This window comes from Micromonospora sp. HB375 (genome assembly GCF_017872985.1).
In the GTDB taxonomy this organism is placed as follows: domain Bacteria; phylum Actinomycetota; class Actinomycetes; order Mycobacteriales; family Micromonosporaceae; genus Micromonospora; species Micromonospora chalcea.
The window spans coordinates 5,313,963-5,328,162 of the sequence record NZ_JAGGJO010000001.1 but is presented as its reverse complement, the minus strand read 5'-3'; the positions used below and the strand labels follow the sequence as shown (position 1 = coordinate 5,328,162).

Sequence of the window (14,200 nt, the reverse complement as noted above, 5' to 3'; positions counted from 1 at the left end):
ACCAAGCCGACCCCGTCGGCTTCCGTCACGGCCTCGCTAGGGCTGGTTTTCGAGTGTGGTGGGGGCGGCTTGCCGCCGGCCGGGCTTGCCGCCCCGCACCGCGCGGAGCGCGGTGCGTTGATCCCAAACAGAGCAATTCGGCAGCGCCTTCTATCGCTCATATCATGCTGTGTGCGTCGCGACAACCGTCAAAGGTAAGTGACGGTGAGTTGACAAATGGTAGTGCAGTGCTATTGCAGAGTCTATGCTGCCAGGACATCCGCTTGGTTATCGGAGGACTCGTGGAACTGCCCCCTGAGATGGTTGCTTTGTGCCTGAGTGCCGGGACAGTCCTTGCGAACAGTATGGCCACAGACCTGTGGGCGTCAGCTCGCAGGAAGTTCGGCGCCTATCTGGCCAATAATGGCCACGCAGCATCGCACGAATCTCGGCTTGACCGTGATCGTCAGGCTATGGAGTCTGCAGGCCACGGCGATAGGCCGTCTCTGCAGGAAAAGTTCGCTGCTAGTTGGGCGACTCGCTTCGAGGATCTGCTTGAGCAGAACCCAGACTCGGCTGCAGAACTCGCTTCCCTCGTTGCCGCCCTTCAAGAAGAGTTGGCGCCCGCGGGAGGAGTAACAAACGTCGGCGTAAGTCAGAAGATTGACAATGGAGGAGTGGCGATTTACTCAGGCCGCGATACGCGAATCAGCAAGTGAAATGAATTCAGACTCTCCGCATAGCCATGCCACTAAGGCTTGGGAGTTCTTGGAAATCCTCGGGCCGTCTATCAGTCAACAGGTTTCGCCAGGCGGTGCGGCAATCGTCTCGGCAAGAGATACATTAATTTCGATAGGCGCTCAGTTAAGAACTAAGCAGATTAGTGACGAGGTTGTTAAAGAGGCGAGATCCAGCTACTTCATACTCCCCTCAGAGTACGATGATCTTCTTGAGACGCTATGGTGCCACGGCTTGCTGGTAATTGAGGCGCCTCCTGGTAAGGGCAAGCGCGCTCTTGGCGTGAGGATGCTAAGCGACTGCCAGGCGCGACTAAGTCGTGAGAGTAAGCCTGCGCGTGGATTGCATTACATAAAGATGGGCTGGCAAGAAATAGATGCCTGGCAGATGCCAAAGACGCCAGGGCGATGCTATTTGCTAGACTTGACCGGGAGTACCGACGAAAAGCCGACTCGTGAGTTCGGCCAGGAATTGGTTCGAGACTCTGACGAAGCTAGGTATGATGGTGTCTACCTCGTCGTTCTGGCGACTCCCGATGTGTGGGACGCGTGCAAACCAGTAACGAGTAAGGTAACCCGTTCTTTTACGCCCCCGGCGGCTCGCCAAGTATTGGAAAGCCACCTTCAGTGGAAATTCCAGCTATCCGGCTATGAAAGATGGCTTGACGATAACGGTGTTCAGGACCTTGTCAATAGTCTGGAACACCTCAATGAAGCTGCTGAACTAGCTGAGGAGATCGCCCGCAACTGGCAAAGAGAATTTGCCGAAGCGTTGAGTGACGTGCTCGATAAGTTCGGTAGCTGGACCAATCACCTCTCAAGCTGGTTCGAGGGCAAGAGTGTCTTTGATCGGGCTACGATGGTGTCCGCGGCAGTGCTGGATCCAGGGCTGCCGGCGGAAATTATGTCAGCGCGGAAAGAGCTTTTGACAATCCTGGAGAGCCAAGATGCCGAGCTGTCTCCTTTGGCTGGCCCGGGTCGTACCGGATACCTGAAGCTCCTCGGAGCGGTGCAGGTTAAGAACAAGTTTTCGATCTCAGAAAGGCGCCCCGGGCTTGATGAGGCGGTGATCCGCTTCGTATGGAACGAATGGCCGCAGGCGCATCCTTACCTTGAAAAGTGGCTCGTTCGCTTGGCCGATGGCGCCTCACCTGCTCGTGTGGCGCGAATTGCCCATGTCACTGTCCAGGCTGCTTTGCAGGCAAATAGCACTGCGTTTATGAGCCTAGTGCACAGGATAGTTGTAGATGACCCTGGTAGTAGGCGCTTGGCGCTTGAGATTCTTGACCTCACGGTTCTGGATCCCGTGGTCGGTGCGAAGGTGCGCAACCGGTTGCTCGCCTGGGTAGGTAGCAAGAACGAGGATCTTGCCGCACTTGCTGCTGAGGTGTGCGGTGGAAAGTTCGGGCGCGAACGACCTAGTCTGGCCTTGCACCGGATCTTCCGGGCGCTCTCCCGCGATACTCGGGATAACGGAGTAGTTACTGCCGAGAGCGCTCTCGTCCAGCTAACGAGGGATGAGATATCAAGGGTAGCTGTGCGAGAGACGGTTCGGAGTTGGTTGTCGGAGCAGCCTGAGATTGGAGCTCCGGCGTTCCTCGCACTTGCAACCCGCTCTACCGCTTCTGTTTCGTCTGGACTTGGCCCGAACGCAACCGACGACGACCTCTCCTTTTTCGCGCTGGGATGGGAAGTGGCAGCCCGATTGCCTTCCACTAGATCGGAACTTGCAATGGATATCGGGCGGTTCATCGATATTTGCGAGAAGGAAGAGGTTCGACCCGTAGATTTTGCCAGGGTTGTCGGTCCAGTGCTTGCTGACTCTTTGAATGAAACTCTGGCAGTGGCCGTTCTGCGGCAAGATAAAGGCCGAAACCATGAAGGCGAATCACTCCGTGCTCATTTGTTGAAGGAGTTGATACGCGGTCAGCTGAGAAGTGCCAAGCGCGGTTCTTTGAATGGTCAGAGCGGCGGATCGTGAGAATGTTTGCATCGTGGCGTGCAAGGCGTTTCCGCCCGAACTCCGAAGGTGGCTCGAACTGGACGAGGGTGGTGCTGCGAGGACACCTGCCCAGCGTCGTGCCAGGTATCCAGTTCCGCTGCTCGTTGTTCGCCTGGTGGCGTCCGCTGGAAGGCCGAGAGGTAGGAGCTTCTGCGCCTGACAAGGTGAAGGAAAGTTTGTGGGCCTTCGCTGGGGAGGTTTCAGCGAGCTGGCCTTTCGAATTCCGTATCCCTGCCCAAGCGGCCATGAATGCCCGGCTCGGGGAACGTCGCTCACTCGATAGCGCCGGGATTGAATGGATTGGCGGTGGAAGTCTAGCGGGATCCTTGCTGACTCGCTTTCGGTCGGCTAAGGTGCAGCGCCTCCGGCGAGCGCAATCAATCGACTCGCTAGCGATGTTGGATCGGGTAAGGCATGTTAAGAGTCTTGTGCGGGAACAGGGAGCGGGGGCGATTTGGTGGGCGAGTGCGTATCCGGATAGGCTCCACTATTTGAGTGATGGATCCTTCACGAAGTTGCTTGAGCTGCAACCCAGAGATCGTGAACACGAATTGAGTGAAGCAAACGACGAAGCTGCAGCAATAGTTAGAGAGTTTCTGCAGCTGGTCTCGGATCCGCAGTCACGAGAGCTCATATCTGGCCCGCTCAAAATCGTCAATAGTCTGGTAAAGGATGATCAAGGGGAAGGTGGGCGACTCTCTTAGTGAGCGCTTCCTGGCTTCGGGCATGACGACGGAAGTTGGGTGACGAGGCGGACGCCCGCAATGCGCACGTACAGGTCTCTGCGAGATATGGCGTTTCCCTTCCCATCTAGTTGGTAGCCAGTCAGCCACGTCCAGCCATCGTAGGTGTGAAGCTCCGCGCGGACTTTGATGAGGCGGAAGAAGATCGGCTGTACGAACTGAGGGCTTGCGGCGCGGGTCAGGTGCAGCACGTCACCGGCCTTCACGTCGGCTCCTCCTGTCTCGCCAGGCGCGTAGGGTTTCGCCGGCCGCCGACAGGCGTGGGCATCCATCGTCCGAGCACTGCAAGCAGGTAGCGCGGTTGTGAAAGTCGACGACGTTGCCGGCCATCAGAACGGGGAACGGCGGCTCTGGTTGCCGCTGCGGGATCGACATGCCTACCTCTGGTTGAGGCGCGTCGCGGCGTTCCTGGAGCGCCAGAGTCCTGCCTTGGTCATCAGGGGTGGCTCTGGTGCGGGGACGGCGGCGAAGAAGAGCTTTTTACCGTGCTGCCCCCAGAGCCGTTTGGGTCATACCTTGTGGAGCGGCTCCGTGAGGTAATATCGAGCAACAGTTCCTCAGTTCTGGGAACAATCGGTGTTCCTGACCTTCGGCTCTTTGATCGATTGCTAGATTCATTCCGGAACGCAGGCACCTTCAGTATCGTGCCGCCGTTGCTAGTTGGTTTACCGCAATGTCTCCTTCTTTGAACGCCGAACACATATCGAGGATTCTAGAGGCGGCGAGGCGCAATGATCAGGCATATGCGTCCGTGCTTGCCCGGCGGGAATTGGAGCAGTTGAGATTGGCAACCGTTAAGCATCCGGGAGTACCTGCACTGTTCGATGCTTTTGACGAGTGGAGCAAGGCGCCTATCGCGCCGGCAGGTGGAACTGGGGAAGGCTCGGCTAGCGTCCGTCGCCCACCAGGTCGCAGCCTCGATCAAGGCTGCGGCGTATGTCCGGATATCGATCGGGTTGGTGATTGTCATTGGTCCCGCGATGTCGGTCTGTCCGTCGTTGTCGGGCTTGTTTGGCGTCTGCGGATGGCCTTGGCCCTACGGGCGGCTCTACGGCCGGGCGACCTGCTGGTGTGAAGAGACCTAGGCTGACGTCCATGTCGCGGAGCATGCAGTGATCGACCTGGACGAGCACAATCACCAGTCGGCGGAGTCGGGCACCACCGTCCACGACCGTCTCGTGGTCAGACAGAAGATGACCCTGCGGCTCGTCGCCGCTTTCGTGGTCGGCGTTGTGCTTGGCGGCTTCGGTGTCAGCCAACTGCGGGACTCGCGTGATCAGCGGGAGCGGAACGCCGTGGTCGCATTCGTGGCCTTCCCTCAATCGGCCGACTCTGGAAGCGCGGCCTCCGCGGGACCCGTCCGACTGTCCGGGTATTTGGCGTTGGCCAACGCCGGCCCCGGGCCGATCACCGTTCGTCGGGTTCACGCAAAGAGGCCGGGCGTCGTGATACACAGCATCGGATCGCCCCGGTTGTTACCGCCTGGCAGCACCGGTCAGCTCGCGGTCGAGCTGTGGTTCGATTGCTCGGTCGCACGCCTCCAGCGAGAGCCGCTGCCGTTAGGGTTATCGGTCGAGACCGAAGACAAGCAAGGCAGAGAGGTCAGCTACCCCGTCGCTCTCGTAGGAAGCGACTGGGAGCGCGAGGCTCTGAGCAAGTGTTCACGCATAGGCACGATGGGCTGACGCGTAACGAACCAAGGCCAAGCGCTGAAGCGGATCTCTGCGCGGCTGCCCCTCGTGCCCGCTGCGCACTCCGCTACTGCCCCTCACCGCCCCTGAAGTTCTCGCCTACAGTGCCGGCTGTGGATCTCGCTGACTGCGTGGGGCGTGTGCTCGAACTGCGGACGCTCGACCTCGCAACGCAACCTCCACCCAGTCCCGGGCCCGCTGCTCTACCCGTGGTGGGATACGACTTCCTGGCTCTGTATCTGAGTGTCACCGAAGAGTTCGACGACAACGTGCAGGTTCTTGAGGTCCTGGAGCGCTTCGAACAGGACTGCGCCTCTCTCGAAGAGGCGTTGAGCCGGCTGTGGGGACCAGCCGAGAGCGTGGACCTACGGCCGTACATGGATCTCATGGTGCGGGGAGAGAGCGTTCCGGAACTTCCCGGGTTCCTTCTCGGCGTCATGTCGGATGTGGCTGTGTGGCGCTTTGCAGATCGGAGCATCTGTGTCGGCGTCGGGGTGTCGGACACCCACGGCCCGGTGGTCCTGGTAGCCGCAGCGGGCGAGCTGTAGCGGGAGCGTGCTTCGGGGCGTTTGTGCTGGTAGTAGTTCCGGTTCCGCCCATCGGGATCCGTGCTCAGCGAGGATATTCGTGGGGTGGGGGATCTCTTCTGAGCAGCGCGAGCGAGATCGCGATCACGGCGAGGCCCAGGCCTGCCAGCACGGTCGGCGCCTGCAGGAGAAGATCCTCCGTCGCGTACCCGTCAGGCGTGGCAGCCCTGGTCGGATCCGTCCGGTCGACGCGTACATCGAGTACGTCCCCGACGTGGAACTCACTCTCGTCGAGTTCGCTGGAGAACCGCTTCCGGTGCCGTATGCCGTCGAACGTGTAGTCCACAGTCAGCCTCGTGGCGGCGAACGATCGGCTGATCTTGAGCCGTTCGACGTAAACCACCTGGCCGGTCGTCTCGGCGCCGGCGAGTACCCGCTCGTCGATCGCCGTGCTCAGCCGATCGTGGAGCAGCATCCCGCCGCCGACCAGAAGGGTGCCCAGGACAACCGCCAGGACCAACTTGAGTTCCCGTCGGCCGAACGGGCTCGCCATTGCCGGTCCTCCCAGCATCCTCGGGATGAGTGCGTTGTAGCACGTCCTCGCTCGTCGCCAACCGCCATGGCCGCCAGTGCTGCAACCCGTGCCACTCTGCGATGATCAGGTGTGACCTCCTACGTGTCCCACACCACCGTGGACTGTGCCGACGCCTATGCCCTGTCCCGCTGGTGGGCATCGGTTCTGGACTACCGCGAGGACCCGGACGACCCGAACGAGCCGGGCCATGAGGAGTGCATGATCTACTCGCGGGACGGGCGGCACCGCCTGCTGTTCATCGAGGTGCCGGACGCGAAGCAGGTCAAGAACCGCATCCACCTCGACCTGCGCCCGGTCGAGGGGACGCGCGACGAGGAACTGGCCCGGCTGACCGGGCTGGGTGCGGCGGTGGTGGCCGACCGGCGGGAGACCGACGGCACCGGCTGGGTGGTGCTCGCCGACCCGGAGGGCAACGAGTTCTGCATCCTCCGCAGCGACGCCGAGGTGGCCGCCACCCGCCCGTGACAGCGATCGAGCCCAGGTGCTCGACCTGGCTCCCACCGATCTTGGAGTTGTGGCGCCCACAACGCCCCGTTTCGCGAAGTTCGGCAGGCACCACAACTCCAAGATCGACGGGGAGAGCGAGAGGTGGGGGGACGGGGAGGGCGGGGAGGGCGGGGAGAGCGGGCGGGGGGAAAGCCGGCGGGTTGCTTGTGGCACGCTGCGGTGGTGATCGAGCTTGCGGACATCCAGGCGGCCGCCGACCGGATCGCCGACGTCGTGGTGCACACGCCGACCCTGCCCAGCCCGGGACTGACCGAGCTGCTCGGCGTACCTGTGACCGCCAAGCTGGAGCTGCTGCAACGTACCGGATCGTTCAAGGCCCGGGGCGCGGCGGCGAAGCTGCTCGCGCTCGACGACGCCGAACGGGCGGCCGGGGTGGTGGCGGTCAGCGGCGGTAACCATGGCATCGCGGTCGCGGTGATGGCCGGCGCCCTCGGGGTGGCGGCGGCAGTGGTGATGCCGCGCAGCGCGCCTGCCCGCGCGGTCGAGATTGCCCGCGCGGCCGGGGCGGACGTGCGGCTGACCGAGGACATGGCCGGCGCGTTCGCGCTGATGAACCGGCTGCGGGACGAGGGTGTGACGCTGCTGCACCCGTTCGACGACCCGATCGTGCTGGCCGGGCAGGGGACTGTCGGGCTGGAGCTGGCCGAGGATGCCGGTGAGCTGACCGACGTGCTGGTCAGCATCGGCGGGGGCGCGCTGATCTCGGGCGTGGCGGCGGCGCTGCGGGCGCGCCGGCCGGGGGTACGCGTCTGGGGCGTGGAGACCGAGGGTGCGCAGGCGATGTCGCAGGCGATCGCGAAGGGTGGCCCGGTCGAGGTGCCGTTGTCGTCGATCGTCACCACGCTCAGCGCGCCCAGCGTCTCGCAGCTCACCTACGATCACGTGACCGCGCTGGTCAGCGACGTCCTCGTGGTCTCCGACGCCGAGGCGGTGCGGGGCACGCTGGAGTTGGCCGAGCACGCCAAGGTATGGGCCGAGCCGGCCGCCGGTTGTCTGCTTCCTGCCGCCCGCCGGGTGGTCGAGCGGGTGGGCGGTGACGCCCGGCTGGGCCTGGTGGTCTGCGGCGGCAACGCCACGGTGGCCGACGTGACCACGTGGGCCGGCCGCTTCGGCGTCTGACCCGCCGGGCACGGGACCACCGAGCACGGGACCGCCGCGCCGGAGCGGGCGACCGCCGCGCACAAGCTACCGAACCTGGGGTACGCCGGCCGGCTCGGTTCGGACGGGTGGGACCGAGCGGCCGGCGTACGTCAGGACGTGGTCGGACTGACCCCGTCGAGCAGCTCGGCGAGCTTGGCCGCGGTGGTCGGGGCGTGCAGGTGCAGGCGCGCCACGTTGATGCTGTCCGTGCCGACCACGGCGAGCAGGGTCTGGCCGTTGATCGCGTACACGCTGAGGTAGCCGCCCGCGTTGCGGACCGTGGACTGCTGGAAGTCGCCCTGTCCGAGCCGGAGCCCGACCTGGCGGCCGAGCCCGTACGTGGTGGCGGCGAGCGCGGCCAGGTCGTCCGGGTCGGCGCCGTTCTGCAGGTTGTGCGTGACGAGCAGGCCGTCGACGCCGCCGAGGACGCACCCGTGCACGCCGGGGATCTGCAACCGCAGCGCGGACAGTTCCTGGGCGATGGCCGGGTACGGCAGGGTCGGGTTGCCGGCCAGCGAGGGCGGAAGCGCGCGTGGTGGCGGCAGGGTGCCGGTCTGGGGGCGCGTACGGCGGGGGAGGTCGTCCACCCGGCTCACAGTTCCAGGCTCTCCTCGATCGTGCGCAGTTGGTGCCGCGCCATCGCGAGGTTGGCCCGGCTCTTGCTGACCATCAGGTAGAGGAACAGGCCCTTGCCGGTGCGGTTGCTCAGCGGGCGGATCAGGTGGTACTGGCTGCCGAGCGTGATCAGGATGTCCTCGATCTCGTCGTCGAGCTTGAGCATCTCGATGGTGCGCAGCTTGGCGCGTACGACGTCGGTGTTGCCGGCGGCGGCGACGGTCAGGTCGATCTCGCCGGTGCCACCGGCGACGCCGAGGGTCATGCCACTGGTGTAGTCGACGAGCGCGGCGCCGATCGCGCCGTCGATGTTCATCGCGTTCTTCAGCGCGATGTCAAGGTTGCCCACGATTTCTCTCCCCAACTCGGGCCGCTGTCCGCTGGAAGCGCGACAGCGGATTCGTCCGTCGAGGCTCGCATATGGAGGTGCGAGGTGCACACGGACCACCGGTGATCCACCTGAGCGGGCCCTCCGGACGGGCCACCGGTCCCGCGGGAGGGACCACGCCGTCCATCGCCGATCGCCGTCCGTCTCGGCAAGACGGTGCATCCATGCTATGTAGAGTTCCGATAGAGTGCCGCTGTGCGACTGACCATCCCGGTGGCGAAGGTGCTCTCGGCGCTGCTCGCCGAACCCGAGGCGCCGCGCTACGGCCTCGACCTGATGCGGCTCACCGGCCTGCCCAGCGGGACGCTCTACCCGGTGCTGCACCGCCTCCAGGCGGCCGGCTGGCTCACCGCCGACTGGGAGGCCGTCGACCCGGTCGCCGCCGGCCGCCCGGCCCGCCGCTACTACCGCCTCACCGGGGAGGGCATCCGCTCGGCCCGGCTGGCGCTGGCCGAGCTGCGTGCCCTCGTACCCGCCGAACGTGCCGGCGCGGACCCGGCGTGGTGACCCGGCGGGTGGCGCGTACCGCCGGGGTGTTGCTGTTCGCGCCGCCGGCCTGCCTCGCGGTCCTCGTGGCCGCGGCCGCGGCGATGGCCCTGGCGCACGGGTGGCTGGAGATGCGCGCCGCCGCGCAACTGCCGGCCTGGTCGGCGCTCACCGCGCTGCTCGGCGTGGCGCTCGCGCTCGTCGTCGCCCGGGCCGCGCGCCGGACCGTACGCGTGGGGGCGCTGCCCACCGCGCTCGGCGTGGTGCTGCCGATCGCCGCGACGGTGACCGCCACGTCGGCGCTGCTCGCCGCCCGGGGCGAGAGCCGGGTGGGGGAGAAGGTGCCCGGGGTGCTGCTCTGGCTGGCGCTGCTGGTCGCGGCGCTGTGGGCCGCCGGGGTGCTGGCACGCCGGGGCCGGGTCCGGGCCGCGTGGCTGGCCGGGCTGCTCGGCGCGCTGGTGGCGGCCGACGCGGCGGTGGTGCTCGCGGTGGTCACCTCGATCCCGGCCGGCGCGCCCGTGGCGGACGGCCTGCCGCCGGACTCGGTGGACCGGATCTCCGCGCCGCTGTGGCTGTTCACCTGCTGGACCGACTCGTCGTTCGGGCTGCCCCGGCCGACCGGCTGGGAACGGTTCCTCATCACCGACCGGGTGCTCGTCGAGCCGATGTTCTACCTGGCGTGCACGCCCTACGTCCTGGCGTACGCGATCGCGGCGGCCCGGCCGGCGGCGGCCGCCGCGCCCGTCCCGGCTCTCGCCTGAAGGGTCAGGAGTTCCAGCTCAGCGCCCGGCCCGCCCGCTCGTAGTGCCGTGCCAGCTCGGCGTCGATCCGCGCGGCCCGTTCCTCGGTGAGCGTCACGGCCGGATCCTGCCAGGGCCGCGCGCCGAGCATCCGGTGCCGCAGGCCGTTCGGCGGGTGGGTGGCGAACAGCGAGGTTTCCTCCCGGACGGTGAGCTGGCGTTCCAGCGACAGCCGTTCGGTAGCGGCGTCCAGCGCGCGCCCCGTCTCCACCCGCCAGGCGTCCGGCCCGTGTCCGCCGCGTACCGCGTTGCGCACCACGGTGGCCACCGTGTCGGTACGCAGCAGCGTGTCCATCAGGCGGGTCGCACCAGCGGTGCCACCGGCGCGGGCGGCCATCTCGTCGGCCAGGTACTCGGCCCGCTGGCTCTCCCGCAGCGCGGTGGCGACCAGCACGACGTGCCCGGCGAAAAGCAGCCGGGACAGCGTCCAGGACGCCAGGCGCCCGAGCCATTCGCCGACCATCACCAGCAGCCCGCCGCCGTCGGAGCCGCCCCGGGGCCGGAACAGGTCGGCGGCGTTGCCGAGCATGGTCAGCGCCGGCTGGGTGACCGGCCTGCGCCGTACGTCGCCGTTGACGAAATGGCCCAGCTCGTGCCCCAACAGCGCCACCCGCGCGGGCCCGTCCAGTGCACCCCACAACGGCAGCCCGAGGCCGAGCACGCGCCGCCGGCGCAGCCCGACCGCTGTCGCGTACGCGTTGATGCCGCCGTCGACGCCGATCACGTGCGGCATCGGCGCGCCCACCGCGGACGCCACCTCGCGGACCAGGGCGTGCAGCTCCGGCGCCTCCTGCGCGGTGAGCACGTCCAGGTCGCCGTCGACCCGGCCGAAGCGCGGGCGCAGCGCCACCGCCAGCGCGATCAGCGCCACGCCGCCGACCACGGCGAGGTTCGGGAAGGGGTACGCGAACAGCAGCCACACGCCGGACACCGCGAGCCCGGCCACACCGAGCAGGAGCAGCACCGAGATGCCGGTGACGAGGAGGCCGGCGAACCCCGGCCCGGTCGACTTCAGCGACCGGGCGACCAGGGCGGCGTACTGCTGACGGGTGAGCCGCGCGGCGAGCCGGTGGGTCCGCCGGTCGACAGGCGACCAGCCGAACTCGGGCGCCTGGCGGCGCGCGTCGTAGGTGTCGAGGTTCCAGTCGCATCCGGGGCACCACGGCAACGCCCCGTCCAGCGACACCGGCGTCGTGCCGCAGCGCGGACAGGCCCCCGTGCCCGTCGTCATGGTGATCACGAGCGCCGATCCTGTCCGGTTCGCACCACTGGCGGTACCCGCCGTTCGGACGAGGACGGGCTTGCGCGGTTCCCCACCGCAACCGTCCCGACCAGGTCTAATGTGGAGAAGCGTGACTATTTGGGCCGTTCCGGTGGCGGACGGGCGGTTACCAGTGCACAGTGATCGCATGAGCGACGACGGAAGTGGTGGGCACTACTACTGGTGCACGCGACACCACCGGGTCGAGACCGATGCCGACGTGTGTCCCGCACGGCACGTTCTCGGACCGTACGCCTCAGCCGCCGACGCGGACAACGCCCTGCAGACGGTGCGGGAGCGGAACGACGCGTGGGACGCCGAGGACGCCCGTTGGGCCGGGGAGGGCCGCTAGACGGCGCGGGAGGGCCCGCGTCGAGGTGATCCGTGCTTCCGCGAGGGCGGGAGCACGTCCCCAGGAAAGGGAACCGAGATGGCCGAAGCACAGCAGGCCACCCGCCCGGCCGCGAAACGGACGACCGCGAAGAGGACCGCCGCGGGCAGGTCGACGACGGTCACCAAGGCGTCGCCGAACGCCTCGGGCGCCGGCGCCGGACGGACGCCGGCGAAGAAGGCGGTGGCGAAGAAGGCGGCCGCCAAGAAGGTCGTGTCGGCGGTCCGCGGGGCGCCGGCCACGAAGGCCACCACCAGGACGACCGCCAAGAAGACGGCCGCGAAGAAGGCTGGTACCCGGACGGCGCCGGCCGGCCGGGCCACCGCCAAGAGCGCGCCCGCCAAGAAGGCCACCGCGAAGAAGACGACGGCGAAGAAGACCACCGCGGCGAAGAAGACGACGGCCGCGAAGAAGACCACCGCCGCCCGTAAGACCACGGCGGCGAAGTCGACTGTCACCGCGCGCAAGAGCACCACCGCGAAGAAGGCGCCGGCCCGCAGGACGACCGCGAAGAAGACGGCGGCGGCGACGAAGGCGACCGGAGCGCGGAAGGTCACCGCGGCGGCGAAGAAGACCACCGCCGCCAAGAAGACCACAGCGGCGAAGAAGGCGCCGGCGAAGAAGGCGACCGCCTCGACCCGCCCCACGGCGCGCAAGACGGCGGCGAAGAAGGCGCCCGCGCGCAAGACCACCACCGCGCGCAAGACCACCACGGCGAAGAAGACCACGGCGGCCAAGAAGGCGCCCGCCCGCAAGACCACCGCCGCCAAGAGCACCGCCCGGAAGGCGCCGGCCCGCCGGGCCTGACCCCCGCCCTCCCGCGGGGCGCCGCACGGACACGGCGCTCGCCCCGAAGGGCGGAACGAGCGGGGCGCTGTCAGGATTGACCCCGTGGTGATCCGACGCGTACTGGCGCCCCGTATCGACTTCGGCGCGCTGCGCCGCGAGCTGGGACTGCCCGAGAGCTTCCCGGCCGCGGCGCAGCGCGAGGCCGACGCGGCCGCCGCCGCGCCGCCACCGGCCGTCGCAGACCGGACCGACGTCCCGTTCGTCACCGTCGACCCGGCGACCTCGCGCGACCTCGACCAGGCCATGCACCTCGCCCGCCGTCCCGGCGGCGGCTACCGCGTCCGGTACGCGATCGCGGACGTGCTGACCCACGTACGCCTCGGCGGTGACCTGGAGGCCGAGACGTGGCGCCGGGGGCAGACGGTCTACCTGCCCGACGGCAACGTGCCGCTGCACCCGCACACGCTCAGCGAAGGGGCGGCCAGCCTGCTGCCCGACGCCGACCGGGCCGCGGTGCTCTGGACTCTCGACCTGGACGCCGACGGCGCCACCGTCGCGGTCACGCTGGAGCGGGCGCTCGTGCGCAGCCGGGCCAAGCTCGACTACGGCGGCGTGCAGCGCGACGCCGACGCCGGCCGGCTGCCCGAGCCGATCGCCCTGCTGCCCGAGATCGGGGCGCTGCTCACCGCCCGTGGCCTGAGCCGGGGCGCGATCAACCTGCCGCTGCCGGAGCAGGACGTCGAGCCCGACGGCGACGGGTGGCGGCTGGTGCTGCGCGGCCCCGGCCCGATGGAGGAGCACAACGCCCAGATCTCGCTGCTGACCGGGATGGCGGCGGCCGACATCATGCTGGCCGGCCGGATCGGGCTGCTGCGCACCATGCCCCGTCCCCGCCCGGAGGCGGTGCAGCGGCTGCGGCTGGCCGCCGGACCGCTCGGCGTGCCCTGGCCGGACGGCACCCCGGTGGGTCAGGTGCTCGACGGGCTGGACACCTCCCAGCCCCGGGTGGCCGCGTTCGTCGACCAGGCCGCCGAGCTGATGCGCGGCGCGGCGTACACCGCGTTCGACGGTGAGCTGCCCGAGCAGCCCGAGCACGGCGGGGTGGCGGCCGCGTACGCGCACGTCACGGCGCCGCTGCGGCGGCTGGCCGACCGCTACGCCACCGAGGTCTGCCTGGCGCTGCACGAGGGCCGGGAGGTGCCCGAGCAGGTCCGGGCCGCGCTGCCGAAGCTGCCTGAGGTGATGGCCACGACCGACCGGACCGCCGGCGCGGCCAGCCGCGGCGCCGTGGAACTGGCCGAGGCGGTGCTGCTCGCGCACCGGGTGGGGGAGACGTTCGAGGCGGCCGTGCTCGACGTCGACGAGCCGCGCCCGGCGGGCAACGGCCGGCCCGGCCGACCGCCCGGCGGCACGATCGCGCTGGACGAGCCGCCGGTACGCGCCCGCTGCACCGGCGAGCTGCCGCTGGGCGAGCGCGTCCGGGTACGCCTCACCGTCGCCGACCCGGCCCAGCGCCGGGTCGCCTTCGAACGGGCCTGACCAGCGGCCA

At 67.9% G+C, this 14,200-nt stretch carries 14 protein-coding genes; 10 read left to right on the top strand and 4 right to left on the bottom strand.

Annotated features, from left to right (window positions below; translation table 11 throughout):
- The first annotated feature begins 648 nt into the window (after nt 1-648).
- The 3 genes from J3R08_RS23335 to J3R08_RS23325 all read left to right on the top strand — a co-directional run bounded on the left by J3R08_RS23335 (nt 649) and on the right by J3R08_RS23325 (nt 5,700).
- Nucleotides 649-2,697, top strand: coding sequence for a hypothetical protein (locus tag J3R08_RS23335; protein WP_209962776.1), 2,049 nt, complete (start codon nt 649-651; stop codon nt 2,695-2,697).
- A gap of 1,876 nt (nt 2,698-4,573) precedes the next feature.
- Nucleotides 4,574-5,146, top strand: coding sequence for a hypothetical protein (locus tag J3R08_RS23330; RefSeq protein WP_209962775.1), 573 nt, complete (start codon nt 4,574-4,576; stop codon nt 5,144-5,146).
- A 119-nt stretch (nt 5,147-5,265) separates the two neighbouring features.
- Nucleotides 5,266-5,700 carry a hypothetical protein gene (locus tag J3R08_RS23325; RefSeq protein ID WP_124779027.1) on the top strand — a complete coding sequence of 145 codons (435 nt, stop codon included), beginning with the start codon at nt 5,266-5,268 and terminating at the stop codon, nt 5,698-5,700.
- Between the two features lie 64 nt (nt 5,701-5,764).
- Here J3R08_RS23325 and J3R08_RS23320 read toward each other — a convergent pair whose 3' ends face one another.
- Nucleotides 5,765-6,232, bottom strand: a complete 468-nt coding sequence (locus J3R08_RS23320) for a DUF3592 domain-containing protein (protein WP_209962774.1) — start codon at nt 6,230-6,232, stop codon at nt 5,765-5,767.
- A gap of 111 nt (nt 6,233-6,343) precedes the next feature.
- On the opposite strand from J3R08_RS23320, the gene J3R08_RS23315 reads away from it, so the two are divergent.
- A complete protein-coding gene (locus tag J3R08_RS23315; RefSeq protein WP_069088963.1) occupies nt 6,344-6,739 on the top strand; it encodes a VOC family protein in 396 nt (131 codons plus the stop codon).
- A gap of 204 nt (nt 6,740-6,943) precedes the next feature.
- The gene (locus J3R08_RS23310) at nt 6,944-7,900 is read left to right on the top strand and encodes a threonine/serine dehydratase (protein WP_209962772.1); all 957 of its coding nucleotides are present in this window, start codon (nt 6,944-6,946) and stop codon (nt 7,898-7,900) included.
- A gap of 131 nt (nt 7,901-8,031) precedes the next feature.
- Here the strand turns inward: J3R08_RS23310 and J3R08_RS23305 are convergent, their stop codons facing one another.
- Together J3R08_RS23305 and J3R08_RS23300 are read right to left on the bottom strand one after the other, a co-directional pair.
- Nucleotides 8,032-8,517, bottom strand: coding sequence for a roadblock/LC7 domain-containing protein (locus J3R08_RS23305; protein ID WP_209962770.1), 486 nt, complete (start codon nt 8,515-8,517; stop codon nt 8,032-8,034).
- The gene (locus J3R08_RS23300) at nt 8,514-8,885 is read right to left on the bottom strand and encodes a hypothetical protein (RefSeq protein ID WP_013287772.1); all 372 of its coding nucleotides are present in this window, start codon (nt 8,883-8,885) and stop codon (nt 8,514-8,516) included. Before J3R08_RS23300 ends, J3R08_RS23305 begins: the two co-directional genes overlap by 4 nt.
- Nucleotides 8,886-9,119: 234 nt before the next feature.
- Between J3R08_RS23300 and J3R08_RS23295 the strand changes: the two genes are divergently transcribed.
- The gene (locus tag J3R08_RS23295; protein ID WP_043329277.1) at nt 9,120-9,431 is read left to right on the top strand and encodes a PadR family transcriptional regulator; all 312 of its coding nucleotides are present in this window, start codon (nt 9,120-9,122) and stop codon (nt 9,429-9,431) included.
- A complete protein-coding gene (locus J3R08_RS23290; RefSeq protein WP_280841883.1) occupies nt 9,425-10,171 on the top strand; it encodes a hypothetical protein in 747 nt (248 codons plus the stop codon). Before J3R08_RS23295 ends, J3R08_RS23290 begins: the two co-directional genes overlap by 7 nt.
- 4 nt (nt 10,172-10,175) lie before the next feature.
- Here J3R08_RS23290 and J3R08_RS23285 read toward each other — a convergent pair whose 3' ends face one another.
- On the bottom strand, nt 10,176-11,441 hold the full coding sequence (locus J3R08_RS23285; protein WP_209962768.1) for a M48 family metallopeptidase: 1,266 nt from the start codon (nt 11,439-11,441) through the stop codon (nt 10,176-10,178).
- A 178-nt stretch (nt 11,442-11,619) separates the two neighbouring features.
- On the opposite strand from J3R08_RS23285, the gene J3R08_RS23280 reads away from it, so the two are divergent.
- The 3 genes from J3R08_RS23280 to J3R08_RS23270 all read left to right on the top strand — a co-directional run bounded on the left by J3R08_RS23280 (nt 11,620) and on the right by J3R08_RS23270 (nt 14,190).
- Nucleotides 11,620-11,823 (top strand): hypothetical protein, encoded by a 204-nt coding sequence (locus J3R08_RS23280; RefSeq protein WP_018787041.1) that lies wholly within the window; start codon nt 11,620-11,622, stop codon nt 11,821-11,823.
- A gap of 78 nt (nt 11,824-11,901) precedes the next feature.
- Nucleotides 11,902-12,669, top strand: coding sequence for a histone (locus J3R08_RS23275; RefSeq protein WP_209962766.1), 768 nt, complete (start codon nt 11,902-11,904; stop codon nt 12,667-12,669).
- Nucleotides 12,670-12,753: 84 nt separating this feature from the next.
- Nucleotides 12,754-14,190, top strand: coding sequence for an RNB domain-containing ribonuclease (locus J3R08_RS23270; RefSeq protein WP_209962764.1), 1,437 nt, complete (start codon nt 12,754-12,756; stop codon nt 14,188-14,190).
- The last annotated feature ends 10 nt before the right edge of the window (nt 14,191-14,200 follow it).